This is a genomic window from Kribbella sp. NBC_00359 (assembly GCF_036097425.1).
Classification (GTDB): domain Bacteria; phylum Actinomycetota; class Actinomycetes; order Propionibacteriales; family Kribbellaceae; genus Kribbella.
On the sequence record NZ_CP107975.1, the window covers coordinates 658,165 to 677,061 of the forward strand.

Consider the following 18,897-nt stretch of genomic DNA (forward strand, 5'->3'; position numbering starts at 1 on the left):
CCCCTTGGAGGGGTTCAGGCGTCGGCCGGTGCCCGTCCGGCAGGGCCTCCGCGTACGTAGCGGGCGGCGAACGCGGTGCGCTCGTCGTCACTCATCTCGTTCAGCAGCACGTTCGGGCTCGCCAGCGGCGGGCACTTGCGCAGGTGGTCCAGCGTCCACATCTTGTCCGGGTTCAGATCGAGGTGTGGCTGCGCGACCATCGTCTTGCCGTCGTCACGGACGAATCCCATGTCGGAGACCACGTCGGCCCAGTTCCAGCCGTGGTACAGGGTCTCCCACTCGCGGTGACCGATCAGCTGGCCCATGTTCGGCGTCTGCCGGCCCTGGTACGTCGGCCGGAACGCCGTCTCGTCGGTCCACTTGCACATCTCGTGGCAGTAGGTCCGCCACTGGCCGTCGACCTTGGCCATCACCATGTCCTCGCGGACCAGGCACGGGACCATGCAGGTCCAGCACCGGTGCGGGTACTCGTAGTCGACGTCCTCGAACACGATCGGCTTGTGCCCGTTCGGCATCGACAGCCGGTTGTAGTTCTCCCACCACGCGCCGTACTTGTCGTACCAGCCCGGGTACTTGTACTCGAACCACTCGAAGTCCTTGTCCGTCATCGGGTCGATCCGCCAGTAGTTGGCGAGCCAGCCGGTGGCGAAGAACTGGGCGACCTCGTGCACGTAGCCCTTGTTCCAGATCTGGTTCCAGGACTCCTCGATCAGGTCGTGCGGGATCTCGAGGCCGTACTTCTCCAGCGGGACGAGGTAGCTGCGGTAGTAGTCGTCGTAGATCCACCGGCGCCACATCTCGGCGTAGCTCTCGCGGTCCTTGCGGCGGTCCTTCGTGCCGTACTCGATGAAGGTGCCGATCGCGGCGTCGACGACGCGGTGGTTGTTCCACCACGCGTACCGCAGGTCACGGGCCAGCAGCTGGTGGTTGCCCTCGTCGGCGAGTGCCATCAGCAGCGTCGCGTACCCGTTGCTGATGTGCCGCGACTCGTCGGACTGCACCGAGTGGAACACCGTCGGCAGCAGGTAGTCGCCGTTCGCGGCGGCCTCGGCCGGCATGGCGACGAACAGCGTGTTCGTGAACGCCGTCTCGGCCACGATGGTCAGGTAGATGCTCGCCGCGGTGATCGCGTCACCGGTGATGAAGCCCTCGGCGAACTGGCGCCCGATCGTGCCGCAGTAGTCGCTCTGGAAGTCTCGCAGGCTCGAGTTGAACCCCGCCGGGTCGATGTAGTTGTTCATGTACAAGCGTTTGAGGTTCTGCTGGATCGTCGAGTGCCTGACCTCGTCGATCATCTGGATCGCCTGGCCGTTGTGCAGCTCAGGGTTCGGCACCGTCCGGAAGAGCAGCGGCATCGCCCGGGCGGCGGAGATCTCCGGCAGCGGAATGATGCTGAGGAAGAGCTTCTGCCACTCCAGCCAGCGCTCCTGCACCTGGCGGAACATGTTGCCGCGGATCGCGCCGTCCGAGGCGCCGTACACCCGGTGGTCCTTCTCCTCCTGCATCGGGAAGTACGACCGCAGGACCTGCTTCAGCGGGTCCTTCTTCTGTGCCTTCTGGAACGTGTAGTCGGTTCCGTACTGGGAGACCGGCTCGTGGTACGCCGGTTCCCAGGACAACTCCTGGATCTTCTGGTGGGCCCTCGCCACACTCTGGCGACTCATGGCACTCCTCCCGCTCGCGTGGCCGACTGTTCTTGCAGTACATGCCCGCTGGCACCGCGGAGAGGTCTCAAATTGAGATGCGCGTCACAGACTTCAGGGCTCGCCGAACATTGCCTGCCGGAGCTCGGCCAGCCGGGCGTCCTTCTCCTGTGCGAGACGCTGATCGCCTTGCGGATCAGGGTGGATGCCGAGGCACCGCAGCAGTTCGGCGGCCGGCTCGCCCGGGTGCCCGGTCGCGCCGAGGACCGGATGGAGGCCGGCGTCGGCCAGGTGTTCGAAGACGAGATGCACGATGGTCCACGGGTTGTACGACTCCTGGCTCGGGATACCGTTCTCCATCGGAACCTCCTGATCGCCCTCCAAGCATCACAAGCCCGGAAACCACGGCTGGTTGTCTCAATCTGAGACACCGCTTGCGGCTGGCTGTACTAGTCTCGAAGTGCGATGTGACTGGGTGGGGCCCGAGCGGATCCGCTCTCCCTGCCTGGTGTCGGGAGGCCCCGTGGAGGAACTCACCCCTTCGACCGAGGACAGTCGCCGAGCCGCAACGGCCCGGCTGAACTTCCTGACCCTCGAACCGGTCCGGCCGCAAGACGTCCGGCCGCCGATCCTCGCGTCCTGGGTGCGATCGCAGCGGCACTGGCACCTGCCCGCCGACCGGATCACCCTGCCCTTCATCGAGGACCCCGACCTGGACATCCCCCTGACCCGCAGTGCACTCCCGGTGCTGCAGCAGTTGCACGAGAATCTCGACGGTCAGCCGATCAGCGTCATCCTCACCGACCGGACCGGCCTGGTCCTGCGGCGCCTGACCGCGGACCGAGAACTGAGCCGGCACCTCGACAAGGTCTATCTCGCGCCGGGTTTCAGCTATGCCGAGGAGTTCGCCGGCACGAACGGGATCGGCACCGCGCTCGAAGGCGGCGGCCCGATGCACGTCTTCGGCCATGAGCACTACGCCGAGGACCTGGAGGACCTGGCCTGCGCCGGCGTACCGATCCGGCACCCGATCACCGGCAAGACGGTCGGCGCGATCGACCTGACCTGCTGGCGCAAGGACGCCGGTTCCCTGCTGATGGCGCTCGCCAAGACCACGGCGGAGAACATCCGGTCGGCCCTGCTCAAGGACAGTTCGCCCCGGGAGCTGACGCTGCTGCAGGCGTACCTGCAAAGCAGCCGCCGGCTCGGCGACATGGTCCTCGCGGTCGACGAAGACCTCCTGCTGATGAACGCCATGGCCCGGCAGTCCCTCGACACCGCGGATCAGCGCGCTGTGCTCGGGCACGCCGTGGAGATGCTGGCTCGTGGCGGCTCCGACGCGGTCGTCGCGGAGTTACCCACCGGCAGTCGGGTCCGGATCACCTGCCGCCCGGTCCCGGTCGGTGGTGGAGGTGGTGCGGGGATCATCCAGGTCAGCCCGCACAACGCCGGACTGGACCGCGGGACGCCGGCCGTCGGCCACCGCCCGCCGCCGCGTCCGGTCCTGCCCGGACTGGTCGGCCACAGTGCGGCGTGGCTCGGCAGCAGCCGGGAGGTCGACAACGCGTACCGGGCCGGGCAATGGGTGGTGCTCACCGGTGAGCGCGGTGTCGGCAAAGCCGCACTCGCCCGCGCCGCCCACCACCAGAACAACCCGGCCGGCTTGTGCCACGTGCTCGACGCCGCCCGGCCGGCCGATGGTTTCGGCGCCGAACTGGAGGCCGAGCTGTCCGACGACTCGGTGCAGACGCTGGTGATCCGGCACGTCGAGCTGCTCGACGCGGACGGTGTGGACGCGACCGTCGAGGCCCTCTACGGCGTTCTCGAGCGCCGGCCGTCCGATCCACCATGGATCGCCCTCACGCTCACCTCCGACGACACGGAGCCCCCGGACCTCGGGGACCTGCTGACCTTGTTCCCGCTCACCGTCGAGGTGCCGCCGCTGCGGCATCACGTCGAGGACGTCCGGGAGCTGGTTCCGTACTTCCTCAACCAGTTGAGTCACGGTGAGCTGACCTGCGCACCGGAGACGATGCAGCAGCTGATGCGGTCGTCGTGGCAGGGCAACACCGCCGAGCTGTGCCAGGTCCTGAAGCAGGTCGTCCTGCGGCGCCGCCGGACCGGGGTGATCACGCCCGCGGACCTTCCGGCCCGGGTCCAGGCGATCAGCCGCCGCAGTCTCAGCCAGCTCGAGGCCCTCGAACGCGACGCGATCATCCGCAGCCTGGTCGCCAACGACGGGCACAAGGGCCGGGCCGCGAAGTCCCTCGGCATGTCCCGCGCCACCATCTACCGCAAGATCCACGACTACGGCATCCAGCCGCCATAACGATCACATTTGCGCCGTTAATCGACGATCGGGACAGATTTGATCAGATTTGGGTTGCCCTCGGTGGGTGGGACAGGGTTCCATTGCAGGGGTGACGGAGACGCGTGCCGCCGGACCGGCGGAGGAGCAGGAATTCTCGTACCGGCCGCTCGTGTGGCTGGCGGTCGCGACGTTCTCGATGGGGATCGACGGCTACGTGCTGGCGGGTCTGCTGCCGGCCATCGCCGGGGACCTGCGGGTCAGTACGGCGGCCGCCGGGCAGCTGATGACGGTCTTCGCGCTGACCGCGGCACTGGCCGGACCGGTGCTCTCGACGGTGACGAGCCGCTGGGAACGGCGTAGGACGATCGTCCTGGCGCTCGCCGTCTTCGTGCTCGGCAACCTGATCGTCGGACTGGCGCAGAACTACCCGATCGCGCTGAGTGGCCGGGTCGTGGCGGCGCTCGGCGGTTCGCTGCTCAACGCCGCCGTCCTGGGCTACGTGATCGCGCTGACGCCGGTCCAGCACCACGGCAAGGCGTTGTCCTTCGTGCTCGGTGGCTGGATGGTCGCGACCGCGCTCGGCGTACCGGTCGGGCTGGTCATCGGGCAGTCCAGCTGGCGGTTCCCGCTGATCATGGTCGCCGTGGTCGGCAGCATCGCGCTGGTCGGCATCATGATCGGGCTTCCCCGCCTGCACCTCCCGGCCGCATCGCTCGCCGAGCGGCTCCGCCCGCTCGGTCAACCCCGGCTGCTCGCCGCGCTGCTCGTCACGACCGGCATCCTCTGCAGCAGCTACACCTGCTTCACCTACGCGGTGCTGATCCTCGGCCCGCACCTCGGCGCTGACTGGATGATCATCGCGGTGATGTTCGGGTACGGTGTCGCCAGCATGCTCGGGAACGCGGTCACGGGCCGGCTGACCGACCGGTTCACCCCGGTGCGCGTGCTCACCGTGGTTCTGACCGGACTCCTGCTGAACTCGGTCCTGGGAATGGCCGGGCTGATGCTCTCTCCGGCCGTCCTGGTCACGGTGCTCGGACTGCTCTGGTTCTTCCTCGCCGGCGTCGGCAACGGGGGCGCCGCCGTCCCCCAGCAGGCCCGCCTCGGAGCGCTCGCCCCCGCGTCCGCCGCGATCGTGATGGCCTTGAACGGCAGCGCCATCTCCCTCGGCTCCGCGCTGGGCAGCGGCCTCGGCGGCGTGGCCCTCACCACCGGCCTCCCCCCGAACGGTCTGCTCGGCGTCGCCTCCGTCGTCCTTGCCATCACCGTCACCCTCCACCTGATCGTCTCTCGCTCCTCCAGCGCCGCAAAAGTCGCCGTCGAGTGACGAACACGTGCGCCCCAGGGACGATTGAGGAGCAGGAGTTCTCGTACCGGCCGCTGGTCTGGCTGGCGGTGGCCACGTTCTCGATGGGAATCGACGGGTACGTCCTGATCGGGTTGCTGCCGGCCGTCTCCGCGGACCTGCACGTGAGCGCGGCGGCCGCGGGCCAGTTGATGTCCGTCTTCGCGCTGACCGCCGCCTTCGCCGGACCGGTGCTCGGAACGCTGACGAGCCGCTGGGAACGCCGTACGACGATCGCCTCGGCGCTCGCCGTCTTCGTCCTCGGCAACCTGATCGTCGGGCTCGCGACGACCTACCCGCTCGCGTTCGCCGGCCGGGTGGTGGCGGCGCTCGGCGCCTGCCTGCTGAACGCCGCCGTCAGCGGGTACGTGATCGCGGTGACTCCGGTCCGGCATCGCGGCAAGGCCTTGTCGTTCGTGCTCGGCGGGTTGCTGACCGCGACTGCGCTCGGCGTACCGGTCGGCCTGGTGATCGGGCAGTCCAGCTGGCGATTGCCCATGATCCTGGTCGCCGTGATGGGAACGATCGCGCTGGCCGGCATCCTCCGCGGCCTGCCTCGCCGGCACCTCCCCGCGGGAAGGCTTACCGACCAGCTTCGCCCGCTCGGCCGGCCCCGGCTGCTCGGCGCTCTGCTCGTCACCACCGGCATCCTGTGCGGCAGCTTCATCTGCTTCACGTACGCCGTCCTGATCCTCGGCCCGTCCTTCCCCGCCGGCTGGATGATCATCGCGATCATGTTCGGGTACGGCGTCGCGAGCGCGTTGGGTAATGCGATCACGGGCCGGCTGGCGGATCGCTTCTCGGCACCGCGCGTGCTCACCGTCGTCCTGATCGTGCTGCTGCTGAACTCGATCCTCGGTATGGCCGGCCTGATGCTGACCTCGGCGGTCGTGGTCGCGGTGACCGGCCTGCTCTGGTTCTTCGCCCAAGGCATCGGCAACGGCGGCGCCGCCGTACCGCAGCAGGTCCGGCTGGCCGGCCTCGCCCCGGAATCGCCCGCGATCGTGATGGCCCTCAACGGCAGCGCGATCTCGCTCGGTTCGGCCCTCGGTAGTGGAGTCGGCGGCGTCGCGCTGGCCGCCGGGACCGCACCGAGCGGCTTGCTTGGCGTCGCGGCCGTCGTCCTCGCCGTCACCCTGGGCCTGCATCTGGTCGTCGTCAGGTTCAGAGTGTCGTCCTGACAGCGGTCAGCGCCAACCGCGCCGGCCCGCCTGCAGACCGGCCTGGAAGCGGCTGGTGGCGCCGAGCTGGTCCTGGACCTCGGCGATCCGGCGGCGCAAGGTCCGGCTGCTGACGCCGAGCTGGCGGGCGATCGCCTCGTCCTTCATGCCGCTGGCGAGCAGGTTGATCAGCGTCGTGACCGGATCCGTGGCTGCGGACGCCGTCAGCCGCAGCGGCGAGGCCTGGCCCCACAACTGATCGAACAGGACCTGGAGGGCGCTGGTCAGTGCGGAGTCCGTGACCACGACGGCGCGCGCCTGGCCTGGCGTGGACGGGGCGTCGCCGGCCAGCGGGAGGATCGCGGTCCGGCCGTCGACGATCAGCAGCTTCACCGGGACCTGCGGCAGCACGCGAGCCTGTTCGCCCCGCTCAGCCATCGATCGCAAGCGGTCGACCCAGCCGGGGTGGTCCAGCACCTCGGCCGCATAGATCGCCCGGAACCGGACGCCACGATCCAGCAGCGCCAGCTCGGCGCTCGACACCTGGTGACTGCCGTCCGCGACGTACGGCGGGGTGTCCGTGCCGACCGCCTGTTCGGTCGCCCCACGCAACATGTCGTCGATGCGCGCCTCGATCGCGTCGCGGCCGACCGCGATCTCGATCAGGCGGCTCGGCTCGGCCTGCAACTGCCCGGCACTGAACTCGCGGGCGAGCTGGTCGGTCATCGCGGCGACCCCGTCCAGCGCCGCCCGTCGTTCGCGCACCAGCATGCCGAGCCCGGAGCGCGGGTCGACCGGTGCCGGCGCGGCCTCGGATCCGCCGCGCACCAGCCCCGCCGCGACCAGTCGGCCGACCGCCGCCTGGACCGCCGCCACCGAAATCTCCAGCACCTCGCTGTGCTGCCCGACCGGTACGCCGGGATCGCGCAACAACTGCTGGTACACCCGCGCGTCCACAGCGGACAGTCCTACCGCTTCCCAATCAGCCACCGTCCGAGCCTAGTTGGCCGGAATCGGCGTTTGGCCGGATCCGGCGCCAAACCGGCCGAACCAGGGCTTAGCGTGTCCCCAGAAAGCGCCCTTGTCCGAGGAGTGAACTGTGCGTTTACATGCTGGCCGTTCCGCGATCGCCCTGGCAGGTGCGGTTGCGACCGCCGTTCTCGTCGGCTCCGGCGCCGGCGTGGCGACCGCGCAACCCAACGAACCCGCCTTCGCACCGCAGTCGATCGTCTGGCCGACGCAGAACGACGGCTACCTGCTCGGCGGCGTCCAGTGTGGGACGGCGCCCTGTCCGGCCGCGGTCAAGGCCACCCATGACGGCGGCAAGACCTGGGCGACCGCCGGCCGCACGCACAACGGGCTGGCGATGAGCGGTGAGCCGGGGCTGACCAGCCTGCAGTTCGCCGACCAGAAGTTCGGCTGGGCCTACGACCCGTTCCTCGAGGTCACCCGGGACGCCGGCAAGACCTGGACCCAGGTCCCGCTGCCCGGCGGCGACGCCAAGGTGCTGAACCTGCTGGCCTCGTCCGACGGCACGTACGTCGTCACGTCGGGCTGCGCGATCGGGACCGGCATCTGCGACGACCGGCCGCTCAAGGTCTGGCGCGCACCGGCCGGAAAGTCCACCGGCTGGAAGCAGCTCGACCTCGCGGTGGGGGCTGATGACCACGTCACCTGGGCCGCCGCGGGCTCGACTGTCTACGCGCTCACGGCAGGGTTCAACGGACCAGGCCGGCTGTCCACCCTGCGCAACGGCACGGTGCGCTCGACCAGCACGGTCAGCTGTGCGGACCCCGACGACGCCGCCATCACCGACCTCGCGACGAACGGCCCGAACCGTCTCTTCGTGCTCTGCATGGCGAACTACGGCCGCGGCCACTCCGACAAGACGCTCCTGGTCTCGGGCGACGGCGGCAAGACCTTCCGGTACGACGCGATCCCCGGCGGACTCGGTCTGGCCGGCCAGCTCGCGGTCGCGCCGGACGGCGCGGTCATGCTCTCCACACTCACCGCGAGCCTGGTCTACAACCGCCCGTCGCTGTCGAAGGCGTGGCGCGTCGACCAGAGCTGGCTCGAGAACAGCGAGCACATCCACGACCTGGTCTACCAGTCCGGCTCGACCGCGTGGCTCGTCGAGCGCGATGCGGCGTACACCCCGGACACCAAACTCTGGGTGACTCGCGATGCCGGCAAGAGCTGGCAGCAGACCACCGTCGTCCCGGCGTGACGCCGATCCACTCTCGAATCATCGGAGTACACCTGTGATCTCACTGCGCCGGTTGGCGATCCCGCTCGCCCTCGTCCTCGTCGGCGCCACCACCACGGTGGCGGCTGCCGACGTCCAGGAGTCCCCGAAGGTCGTGGCCAGCTGCGACCAGAAGGTCGAGCCCGGACACTTCACCTGCTTCGCGCAACGCCGCGCCGACCTGGGCTTCCGGACCCGGGTCGCCGGTGCGCCGGCCGGCTACGGTCCGGCCGACCTGCAGGCGGCGTACAAGTTGCCGTCGGCATCTTCTGGTCAGGGACAGCGGGTCTACATCGTCGACGCGTACGACGACCCGACCGCCGAGGCAGACCTGGCCGTCTACCGTCAGCAGTTCGGCCTGCCGCCGTGCACGACCGCGAACGGCTGCTTCCAGAAGCTCAACCAGGACGGCCTGCCGAGTCCGCTGCCCGGGCCGTCGCGCTCCTGGTCGGGTGAGATCTCGCTCGACCTCGATTCGGTGTCCGCGGTCTGCCCGCACTGTGGCATCACGCTGATCGAGGCGGACTCCGCCAGTACCGATCTGCTCGAGGCCACCAAGACCGCGGACCGGCTGGGCGCCAAGTTCGTCTCGCTGAGCTGGGGCGGACCGGAGTCGGCCGACCTCGCCGAGCTCGACAGCACGTACTTCAACCCGCTCGGCGTCGTCTACGCGGCATCCACCGGCGACAGCGACTACGACGCCGGTGTCTCGTATCCCGCGAGCTCGGAGGCCACCACCGCGGTCGGCGGTACGACGCTGACGAGGGACGACTCGGCGCGCGGCTGGACCGAGACGGTCTGGAACAGCTTCCCCGGCAACGGCACCGGTTCGGGATGCTCCAGCCTGATGGCCAAGCCGAGCTGGCAGTCGGTCATCCCGGCCGCGGTCTGCCCGCAGCGTGCCGTCGCCGATGTCTCCGCGGTGGCCGACCCCGCGACCGGCGTCGCCGTCTACCAGACCACCGGCGGCGCCGGCTGGGCTGTGTACGGCGGGACCAGCGCAGCGGCTCCGATCGTCGCTGCGATCTACGCACTTGCCGGTGACCCGGACCCCGCCTCCCGTCCGGCGAGCTATCCGTACGGCGTCACCGGCAACCTCAACGATGTTGTCCAAGGCAACAACGGCGAGTGCACCCCCGCACCGCTGTGTACAGCGCAAACCGGCTGGGACGGCCCGACCGGCCTCGGCACGCCGAACGGCACCCAGGCCCTGAAGTCGCCGACGACCGCGAACCGGATCACGGTCGACGCACCGGCACAGCAGTCCAGTGCCGTCGGCGATTTCGTCGTACTCCGGGCGCGCGCCACGGACTCCGGCCGGCGCCCGGTCGGGTTCACCGCCACGGACCTGCCGACCGGACTGCGGCTCGATGGGTCGACCGGCATCATCTACGGCCGGCCGACTCAGCCGGGCACCCACTCGGTCACGGTCACCGCGACCGACTCGACCAAGGCGCGGGGCAACACCGTGATCAGCTGGGTCGTCAGCACCCGCAAGGGCGCGCGTGGCGTGGTCAACGGCGACTTCGAGTCCGGTACGGGCGGCTGGACGCAGACCGCGGACGTGATCCGCGCCGACGGCCAGTACAGCCACGACGGTCTGGGCTACGCCTGGCTCGGCGGCACCGGAACGACCCACACCGACTCGCTGAGCCAGCGGGTCAGCGTCCCTTCCCTCGGCCACCCCGGTCTGCGCTTCGCCCTGCGGATCGCGAGTGACGACACCTCGGCCGCGAACCACGACGTACTCCAGCTGACCGTCGACGGTCACCCGGTCCGCACGTACACGGCTGCCCAGAGCAGGTCGTCGTACGGCGATCAGGTCGTGGACCTCACGCCGTACCGCGGCCGGACGGTCACGCTGGCGTGGACGAGCACCGAGGACGACGCGACCCCGACGACCTTCCTGCTGGACGACATCAGCATCGCGCGCTGACCAGCTGTCCCAGGCATCGCGACCGAAAGACCAGCGGCCGCGTGAGATGCTGAGACGCCAGGCGATCGAGGACGGGACCATGAGCAAGCGGCGGGTGACGTCGACCGACATCGCGAAGGCGACCGGCGTCTCCCGGTCGGCGGTGTCGCTCGTCCTCAACGGTCGCGGCGACGGCATGGTCGACGCCGGGAAGCAGGCCCGGATCCGCGCGGTCGCCCGCGAACTCGGGTACGTGCCGAATGCCTCCGCGGTGAACCTGCGCCGCCAGCGGACCGCCACCATCGGTCTGGTCACCGACGCGATCGCGAGCGCCCCGTTCGCCGGCCCGCTGCTGTCGGCAGCCAGCGACGTGGCGCTCGAGGCCGGGTACATGATCCTGACCATCGACACCTGGCAGCACCCCGACTACGTGGACGGCGCGATGGCCACGCTGCGGGCCCGCGACGTCGACGGACTGATCTACGCCGACGCCGGACTGCGGCAGATCGAAGGTCTCGAGGCACCACCGGGCATTCCGCTCGTCCTCGCCAACGCGTACGTCGCGGACGACTCGCTGCCGGCCTTCATCCCCGACGACGAAGGCGGCGGACGCGCGGCCGCCGAGCTCGTCCTGCGGGCCGGACACCGCCGGATCGCCTTCATCACCGGCAACCCCGACTCGCCGGCCACCGTGCAACGCGTCCGCGGGTTCACCGCCGCGCTGAACGACGCCGGTCTGCCGGTCGGCGACAACATCGTCCCGGCCCTCTACAGCCTCAGCTCCAACCACGCGGCCGCGCTGGAACTGCTGCGCCGCCCGGATCGACCGACCGCGATCCTCGCGGCCAACGATCGCGGCGCGACCGGGGTCATCCTCGCGGCGGCGTCGCTCGGCCTCTCCGTGCCGGGCGACCTCTCGGTGGTCGGGTATGACGACGAGCAGTTCCTCGCCGCCGAAGTCCCACCAGGACTCACAACGATCGCGCTGCCGCACCGCGAGATGGGCCGCCGCGCCACCGCCGACCTACTCGCCCGGATCGCGGGCGAGGACCGTCCGTACGGCGGCACCGAGCGACTCCCCTGCGTCCCGGTGGTCCGCGGAACCGTCGCTCCACCGCCCGTCGCCTGAGCCCCGAGGCGGCTCTTGACAACGTTGACCTAACACCTGTTAGGTACTGCGCGGGGCAAGCGAATGTCGGAAGGGCCACATGACTGACTGGGCAGCACTGACCCGATCCCCCGGCCGGCGCCGGAGCCGCTCGATCAACGCCGAGAACCCGACCGGCGCACGCGGACAGGCCGCTACGACCGCCTCGGCCCTCGGCCCCTCCCGCAAGGGGCGCCCGGCCATCTCCCTGGACCCGGGCGAGACGGCGACGCTGGCCGATATCGATGGTCCGGGCGTGATCCGGCACATCTGGATGACCGTGCCGGACAAGACGTCCGCGGGGCCTTGGGTACTGCGCGACCTCGTCCTGCGGATGTGGTGGGACGACGACGAGCGGCCGGCCGTCGAAGTACCGCTCGGCGACTTCTTCTGCAACGGATTCGGCCAGCGGGCGCTCGTCACCTCGGAGCCGATCGTGGTCGCGCCGACCGGCGGGCTGAACTGCTACTTCCCCCTGCCGTTCCGGCGGCACGCCCGGATCGAGCTGACCAACGAGCACCCCGGCCCGGTCGGCGGGATCTACTACCAACTCGACTACACGGTTGACGACGAGGTGGCCGACGACACGGCGCTGTTCCACGCGCACTGGCGACGCAGCAACGCCTCCACAGCGTTGGGTGAGGACCATGTGATCCTCGACGGGATCGTTGGCAGCGGCAACTATGTCGGGACCTACATCGGACTGACCGCGCTGGAGCGGTTCTGGTGGGGCGAGGGCGAGGTCAAGTTCTACCTCGACGACGACGAGGACTACCCGACACAGTGCAGCACCGGACTCGAGGACTACGCCGGTGGCGCGTGGGCCTTCCAGGATGCGTTGCGCGCCAACCCGTCACCGGCGCCGTTGACCTTCAGTGCGCCGTACTGCGGATATCCGTTCTACTCGGCGGAGGATCGCACCGGGCATTCGCCGTTCGTCACCGCCACGCTGCAGTCGCATGGCATGTATCGGTGGCATCTGCCGGATCCGGTGATCTTCCATCAGCGACTGCGGATCACGCTGCAGCAGATCGGCGCCTGGGATCACGGGCACTTCGAACGCAGCGACGACATCTCCAGCGTCGCCTACTGGTATCAACTGCCCGGCGGCGGCAACGATCTGCCCGCCCTGCCGTCGCGTGAGTATCGCCGTCCCCGTTGAGAGGCTGCCGTGACCGACTACCACGAGACCAACCGCGGTCAGTTCCACTTCAGTCCCCGGCACGGGTGGATGAACGACCCGAACGGGATGCTGCACTACCGCGGCACCTACCATTTCTACTTCCAGCACGCCCCCGGCAGCCTGGTCTGGGACACGATGCACTGGGGGCACGCCACCAGCCCCGACATGGTGCATTGGACGCAGCAACCGATCGCCCTGGATCCCGCCGTACATCCGGGTGAGCTGTGGTCGGGCGGCGGTGTCGTCGACGTCGGCAACACCTCCGGGCTCAAGGACGGGGACCACGACCCGATCGCGGTCTTCACCGGCACGCACGGCGTCCGGATGTTCTACAGCCTCGACGGTGGCATGACGTTCACGGCGTACGACGAGGGCCGGGTGATCGCTCAGCCGAGCGGTCACGAGAGCCGGGACCCGAAGGTGGTCTGGCACGACCCCTCGCAGACCTGGGCGATGGTGGTGTGGTCGGACGACAACGGGAACGGAGCGGACTTCTTCGTGTCGCCCGATCTGTGCACGTGGGAGCGCACCGACCGGTACGTCGCTGACTGGGTGTTCGAATGCCCGGACTTCACGCCGATGGATCTCGACGGGACGCCGGTCTGGGTTCTGCGCGACGGACGCGGATCGTACGTCGTCGGCGACTTCGACGGCCGGGAGTTCCGTACGTCGTGGCCGGAGCCGCGCACGATCACCATGAACCCCGGTGGAGCGGCCGGTCACTACTACGCCGCGCAGTCCTTCGACAACATGCCGGACGGCCGCGTGGTCACGATGGCGTGGCAGGGGCTCAACCGTGGCTCGACCTGGACCGGCAACGCGAGCTTCCCGGTGCAGCAGCGGTTGGTCTCGACGCCGGACGGACCGCGGCTGTTCAGCCTGCCGGTCGACGAGCTGGCGTCTTTGCGCGAGTCGACGAGGTCGTGGGGCCCTGAGGGACTCACCCCAGAGTCCGCACTCGTCCTCGACGACACCGCCACGAGCTACGAACTCGAAGCAACCTTCGACCGTCCTGAGACTGGCACACTCGTCTTCCGCCTTCGGACCGGCGCCGACGGATCGTCCGCTCGCGATGTCGTCTACGACATCGGAGCCGGACTGCTCGACGGCCTGCCGCTGCCGGCACCCGATGGCACGCTCACGATCCGGCTCCTGGTCGACCGCGGCCAGCTCGCCGTCTTCGCCGCGGACGGCGCGTACTACGCCTGCTACAACGTCGACTTCGACACGACCGCCACCGGCGAGGGTGTCCAACTCGTCACCAACACACCTCTTCAGCTGACGTCCCTCACCCTTCATCAGCTCGCCTCCATCTGGCCGGCCGATACAGTCGCGCCATGACCCGAACCCTGCTGGTGGTGGCGCCGTCGTTCCGGGAGATGGTGTTCTCCGCACAGAGTGTGTCGCGGCTGGAGCGTCTCGGGGAACTCGTCGTACTCGACGATCCGGCGGATGCCGGCGCGCTGATGGCCGCGCTTCCGGAGACCGACGTACTGATCACGTCCTGGGGTGCGACGCCGCTCACCGCCGAGGTGCTGGATCACGCGAACCGGCTGCGGTTGATCGCGCACAGTGCCTCGTCGGTGAAGCATTTCGTCACCGACGAAGTGTTCCGGCGCGGCATCCGGATCACGCAAGCCGGACAGGCGATGGCCCGGCCGGTGGCCGAGGTTTCGCTGGCGTTCACAGTGGCGATGCTGCACCGGATCCATCGGTTCGACCACGCACTGCACCGCGGGGCCGCGTGGCGGGACGCGATCGACGCGCCACCGCAGCACGGCATCGCCGGTTCCCGGATCGGCGTGGTCGGCGCCTCCCGGACGGGCGTCGAGTACATCGCGATGGTCGTTGCCCTCGGCGCCGATGTCGTTGTCTACGACCCCTACCTGACGGACGAGCGCGCGGCGGAGCTCGGCGTACGACGGATCGCCCTGGACGAACTGCTACGGACCAGCGCCGTCGTCGCCCTGCACGCACCGACGCTGCCGGAGACCCGCGAGCTGATCGGTGCGCGTGAGTTGGCGCTGATGCCGGACGGGTCGTCGCTGGTCAACACCGCCCGATCCTGGCTGGTCGACTCGGACGCTTTGCTGGCCGAACTCCAGACCGGCCGGATCGACGCCGCGCTCGACGTCTTCGACGAAGAGCCACTGCCGGTGGACAGCCCACTCCGCGGGCTGGCCAACGTCCTGCTCACCCCACACCGCGCCGCCGCAACGGTCGAGTGCTATCTCGAAATGGGCGAGATCGTCGCGGCCGAGATCGAGCGCTACGTCGCCGGTTCGCCCCTGCAGTACGAACTGAGCGAAGCCGCGCTCGCCCGAATGGCCTGATCGCACCCATCCGGTGACGTCGCGGCTCCGAAGGGTTGTTGTCAGCACCCCCTTCGAGAAAGCGAACTCGTCATGCTCAAGAACCTCGTCCGCGTCGGCCTCGCCGTGTCCGCACTGGCCCTCGTCCTCGCGACGTCGGCGTGCGGCAGCGACGACAAGACCGCGTCCGCCGGCTCCGCCCCGTCCACGACCACGAGCGCAACTCCTTCGATGGACGCCGCCGCGGCCGGGCTCGTCGGCCCGGGCTGCGCCGACTACGCCAAGGCCAACCCGAGCGGCGCCGGTTCGATCGACGGCATGGCCGCCGCGCCGGTGGCCACCGCCGCGTCCGGCAACCCGTTGCTGACCACCCTGGTCTCCGCCGTGTCCGGGAAGCTGAACCCGAAGGTCGACCTGGTCTCCACCCTGAACGGCGGCGAGTTCACCGTCTTCGCCCCGGTCGACACGGCGTTCCAGAAGGTCCCGGCCGCCACTGTCACCACGCTGAAGACGAATGACGCGCTGCTCACCAAGATCCTCACCTACCACGTGGTAGCCGGCCAGCTCGACCCCGCGGCCGTGGTGGGCACGCACCCGACCGTGGAGAAGCAGGACGTCACCGTGACCGGGTCCGGCGACAGCCTCAAGGTCAACGGCGCCAACGTCATCTGTGGGGGTGTGAAGACCGCCAACGCTACTGTGTATCTCATCGACTCTGTCCTGATGCCGCCGGCGAACTGACCGTGACCGATCCGACTTCACTGCCTTGGCCCACCGGGTCGCACCAGCGACCCGGTGAGGTCTCGGACGGCGACCTGCTGGTGATGACCGCCAGCGGCGACACCGCCGCGTTCAGCGCCCTCTACGACCGGGTCACGCCCTCGGTGTTCGGCCTGGTCCGGCGGATCCTGCGCAACCCGGCCCAGTCCGAGGAGGTGACGCAGGAGGTGATGGTCGACGTCTGGCGCACCGCGACCAGGTACGACGCCGGCCGCGGCTCGGCGCACGCGTGGATCCTCACCATCGCCCACCGCCGGGCCGTCGACCGCGTCCGCTCCGAACAGGCGGCGGCCGATCGCACCGAACTCGCCGGCATCCGGTCCGCCGAGGTCGACTTCGACCAGGTCGCCGACACGGTCAGCACGCGGCTCGAGGCGGAGCAGGTACGGCGCTGCCTCGGCGCGCTGACCGAGCTCCAGCGGGAGTCGATCGAGCTGGCGTACTACAACGGTTACACCTACCCCGAGGTCGCCCAGCGGCTCGGGGCGAAACTGCCGACCGTGAAGGCGAGAATGCGCGACGGCCTGATCCGGCTCCGCGACTGCCTCGGAACCACCGAAGGGGGCGTACGCCATGACTGATCCCGACGTACACACTCTCACCGGGCCTTACGTCCTCGACGCTTTGCCGGAGGACGAACGAGCCGACTTCGAGGCGCACCTCGCCGAGTGCGCGTTCTGCACCACGGAGGTCGCCGAACTGCGCGAGGCCACCGTCAAGCTCGCCACCCCGGTCGCGACTGCGCCACCGCCCGCCCTCAAGGCGAACGTGCTGGCCGCGATCGAGCACACCCGCCAACTGCCTCCGCTCGTCCCCGGCCAGTCGCCGACCCCGGTCGTCCAGCGCCGGTTCAGCCGTCGATCCGTGCTCGCGCTGGCCGCGGCGGCTCTCGCGGTCGCCGGCGCCGGTGGCGTCGCGATCGACCAGTACCGCGAGAAGACCGACGCCGCCCAGGCCAGCGCACAGATGGCCGCCGTACTCGCCCAGCCCGACGCACGCACCGTCCGCGGTCCGGTCGCCGGCGGCGGTCAGGCCACCGTCGTCGCGTCCGCGCAGGCCGACGCGGCAGTCGTCGTACTGCGGGATCTGCCGAAGCTGTCCGGCAACCGCACCTGGCAGCTCTGGATGATCGATCCGTCGCAGACCGCCCACTCCGTCGGTCTGGCCTCCGGTGACGAGGCGCAGGTCCTCAACGGCGACGTCACCGGCATGGTCGCCTTCGGCCTCACCGTCGAACCGCCCGGCGGCTCGGCCAAGCCGACCCTCCCCGCCGCAGCCCTGATCCCGATGACCTGAGGACAGGTACTGTCGCCCAGATGGAAGAGGCTTCCGTTGACGTGCAGGCCCGGGTGCGGGCGAGCTTCGAGCGCCAGGGTCTGATGCACCACCTCGGCGCTCGGATCGCCCACATCGGCCCGGGCCGCGTGCACATCGTCCTGCCGAGCCGGCCCGAGGTCACCCAGCAGCACGGCTACTTCCACGCAGGTGCGACGAGCGCGATCGCCGACAGCGCCGGCGGCTACGCTGCCTTCACGGTGTTCCGCGAGGACAGTTCGGTGCTCACGGTCGAGTACAAGATCAACCTCCTCGCGCCGGCTGAGGGCGATCAGCTCGAGGCGATCGGGACGGTCCTGAAGGCCGGCCGCACCCTGACCGTCTGCACCCTCGAGGTCTATGCGAGCCAAGGCACCGAGCGAAGCCTCGTCGCCAGCGGCCAGCAGACCCTGATCCAGATCCAGGCCCGTCCGGAACGGTGAGGAGAAGCATGCGGGCGATCGTCATCCGGGGCAAGCTCGAGCTCGTCGAGGCCGAGCTGCCTACTCCGGTCCCACAGGCCGGCCAGGTCCGGCTGCGGATGGCGTACGGCGGGATCTGTGGCTCGGACCTGCATTACTACAACGACGGCGCGAACGGCGCGTACGTCGTCCGCGAACCGCTGGTGCCCGGACACGAACTCTCGGGCACCGTCGACCTCGACCCCTCCGGCGAGCTGGCACCCGGCACTCCGGTGACCATCCACCCGGCCACGTTCGGCACCCCGGCGCCGGGGATCGAGGATCGCCCGCACCTGTGGCCGGACGGCGCCTACCTCGGCAGCGCGGGCACCTGGCCGCACACCCAGGGCGGCATGAGCGAATTCGTTGTCGTGGGCAAGCACATGGTCCGCCCGCTGCCCGCGACGCTGCCGTTGCGCCGCGCCACGCTCGCGGAACCACTGGGCGTGGCCCTGCATGCCGTCCACATCGCCGGTGGCGTCGAAGGGCGGCGGGTCCTGGTCTCGGGTTCGGGCGCGATCGGCCTGCTGGCGGCGGCTTCGGCGCTCGCCGCGGGCGCGACCGAAGTGGTGTCGACCGACGTCCTCCCAGGTCCGCTGCGGCGGGCCCGCGAGCTCGGCGTCCACGGCACGATCCAGGTCGGCACCGACGAGATCCCCTCGGAGTACTTCGACGTCGTCCTCGAGTGCACCGGTGTGCCCGCGGCCATCACCGCCGCGCTCGACGCGGCTCGCCGGGCCGGCATCGTCGTCCTCGTCGGCGTCCCACCCAACGAGCCGCGCGGCGTGAACCTCTCCCCCTTGGTCTCCCGCGAACTCCAGCTCCGCGGCACCCTCCGCTTCAACGACGAGATCGACCGCGCGGTCCAGCTCCTCGACGCCGATCCGCGGCTCGAGCAGGTGATCACCCACGACTTCCCGGCCGAGCAGGCCGTCCGGGCGTTCGCCACCGCCGCCGACTCGGACACCTCCGGCAAGGTCCTGATCTCCCTCTGGCCCTAGAAACGCACCCCGCTGAAATTCGTGCTCATCGCAGCGATGAGTTCGGCTTTCGTCGCCGGTCTGTACAGGTGAGAGCAATT

Annotated in this window: 17 protein-coding genes; 14 read left to right on the forward strand and 3 right to left on the reverse strand. The window is 69.7% G+C overall.

Annotation, left to right across the window (positions count from 1 at the left end; all coding sequences use genetic code 11):
* Nucleotides 1-14: 14 nt before the first annotated feature.
* Both OG876_RS03080 and OG876_RS03085 read right to left on the reverse strand, forming a co-directional pair.
* Nucleotides 15-1,664 carry a hypothetical protein gene (locus OG876_RS03080; protein WP_328523198.1) on the reverse strand — a complete coding sequence of 550 codons (1,650 nt, stop codon included), beginning with the start codon at nt 1,662-1,664 and terminating at the stop codon, nt 15-17.
* Nucleotides 1,665-1,757: 93 nt separating this feature from the next.
* Nucleotides 1,758-2,003, reverse strand: coding sequence for a hypothetical protein (locus tag OG876_RS03085; RefSeq protein ID WP_328523199.1), 246 nt, complete (start codon nt 2,001-2,003; stop codon nt 1,758-1,760).
* Between the two features lie 163 nt (nt 2,004-2,166).
* Here OG876_RS03085 and OG876_RS03090 point away from each other — a divergent pair, with 163 nt between their 5' ends.
* The 3 genes from OG876_RS03090 (at nt 2,167) to OG876_RS03100 (ending at nt 6,480) form a co-directional block, all read left to right on the forward strand.
* Nucleotides 2,167-3,972, forward strand: coding sequence for a sigma-54-dependent Fis family transcriptional regulator (locus tag OG876_RS03090; protein WP_328523200.1), 1,806 nt, complete (start codon nt 2,167-2,169; stop codon nt 3,970-3,972).
* Between the two features lie 91 nt (nt 3,973-4,063).
* Nucleotides 4,064-5,281 carry an MFS transporter gene (locus tag OG876_RS03095; RefSeq protein WP_328523201.1) on the forward strand — a complete coding sequence of 406 codons (1,218 nt, stop codon included), beginning with the start codon at nt 4,064-4,066 and terminating at the stop codon, nt 5,279-5,281.
* Nucleotides 5,278-6,480 (forward strand): MFS transporter, encoded by a 1,203-nt coding sequence (locus tag OG876_RS03100; protein ID WP_328523202.1) that lies wholly within the window; start codon nt 5,278-5,280, stop codon nt 6,478-6,480. Before OG876_RS03095 ends, OG876_RS03100 begins: the two co-directional genes overlap by 4 nt.
* Before the next feature lie 6 nt (nt 6,481-6,486).
* Here OG876_RS03100 and OG876_RS03105 read toward each other — a convergent pair whose 3' ends face one another.
* Nucleotides 6,487-7,449, reverse strand: a complete 963-nt coding sequence (locus OG876_RS03105; RefSeq protein WP_328523203.1) for a LuxR C-terminal-related transcriptional regulator — start codon at nt 7,447-7,449, stop codon at nt 6,487-6,489.
* A gap of 109 nt (nt 7,450-7,558) precedes the next feature.
* Here OG876_RS03105 and OG876_RS03110 point away from each other — a divergent pair, with 109 nt between their 5' ends.
* The 11 genes from OG876_RS03110 to OG876_RS03160 all read left to right on the forward strand — a co-directional run bounded on the left by OG876_RS03110 (nt 7,559) and on the right by OG876_RS03160 (nt 18,817).
* Complete coding sequence (locus OG876_RS03110; RefSeq protein WP_328523204.1) at nt 7,559-8,686, forward strand: sialidase family protein; 1,128 nt, start codon at nt 7,559-7,561, stop codon at nt 8,684-8,686.
* Nucleotides 8,687-8,720: 34 nt separating this feature from the next.
* Nucleotides 8,721-10,640 carry a putative Ig domain-containing protein gene (locus OG876_RS03115; protein ID WP_328523205.1) on the forward strand — a complete coding sequence of 640 codons (1,920 nt, stop codon included), beginning with the start codon at nt 8,721-8,723 and terminating at the stop codon, nt 10,638-10,640.
* 79 nt (nt 10,641-10,719) lie between these two features.
* On the forward strand, nt 10,720-11,748 hold the full coding sequence (locus OG876_RS03120) for a LacI family DNA-binding transcriptional regulator (RefSeq protein ID WP_328523206.1): 1,029 nt from the start codon (nt 10,720-10,722) through the stop codon (nt 11,746-11,748).
* A gap of 79 nt (nt 11,749-11,827) precedes the next feature.
* Nucleotides 11,828-12,928: a glycoside hydrolase family 172 protein gene (locus OG876_RS03125; protein ID WP_328523207.1), complete on the forward strand. Its 1,101-nt coding sequence runs from the start codon at nt 11,828-11,830 to the stop codon at nt 12,926-12,928.
* A gap of 9 nt (nt 12,929-12,937) precedes the next feature.
* A complete protein-coding gene (locus tag OG876_RS03130) occupies nt 12,938-14,290 on the forward strand; it encodes a glycoside hydrolase family 32 protein (RefSeq protein ID WP_328523208.1) in 1,353 nt (450 codons plus the stop codon).
* Nucleotides 14,287-15,282, forward strand: coding sequence for a hydroxyacid dehydrogenase (locus OG876_RS03135; protein WP_328523209.1), 996 nt, complete (start codon nt 14,287-14,289; stop codon nt 15,280-15,282). Before OG876_RS03130 ends, OG876_RS03135 begins: the two co-directional genes overlap by 4 nt.
* A gap of 72 nt (nt 15,283-15,354) precedes the next feature.
* The gene (locus OG876_RS03140) at nt 15,355-16,002 is read left to right on the forward strand and encodes a fasciclin domain-containing protein (protein ID WP_328523210.1); all 648 of its coding nucleotides are present in this window, start codon (nt 15,355-15,357) and stop codon (nt 16,000-16,002) included.
* Nucleotides 16,003-16,004: 2 nt separating this feature from the next.
* Nucleotides 16,005-16,622: an ECF RNA polymerase sigma factor SigK gene (sigK, locus tag OG876_RS03145; RefSeq protein WP_328523211.1), complete on the forward strand. Its 618-nt coding sequence runs from the start codon at nt 16,005-16,007 to the stop codon at nt 16,620-16,622.
* Nucleotides 16,615-17,337: an anti-sigma factor gene (locus OG876_RS03150; protein WP_328523212.1), complete on the forward strand. Its 723-nt coding sequence runs from the start codon at nt 16,615-16,617 to the stop codon at nt 17,335-17,337. Before sigK ends, OG876_RS03150 begins: the two co-directional genes overlap by 8 nt.
* Before the next feature lie 20 nt (nt 17,338-17,357).
* Nucleotides 17,358-17,798, forward strand: a complete 441-nt coding sequence (locus OG876_RS03155) for a PaaI family thioesterase (RefSeq protein ID WP_328523213.1) — start codon at nt 17,358-17,360, stop codon at nt 17,796-17,798.
* An 8-nt stretch (nt 17,799-17,806) separates the two neighbouring features.
* Entirely contained in the window at nt 17,807-18,817 is a 1,011-nt protein-coding gene (locus OG876_RS03160) for a zinc-binding dehydrogenase (RefSeq protein WP_328523214.1), read from the forward strand.
* Nucleotides 18,818-18,897 lie beyond the last annotated feature (80 nt).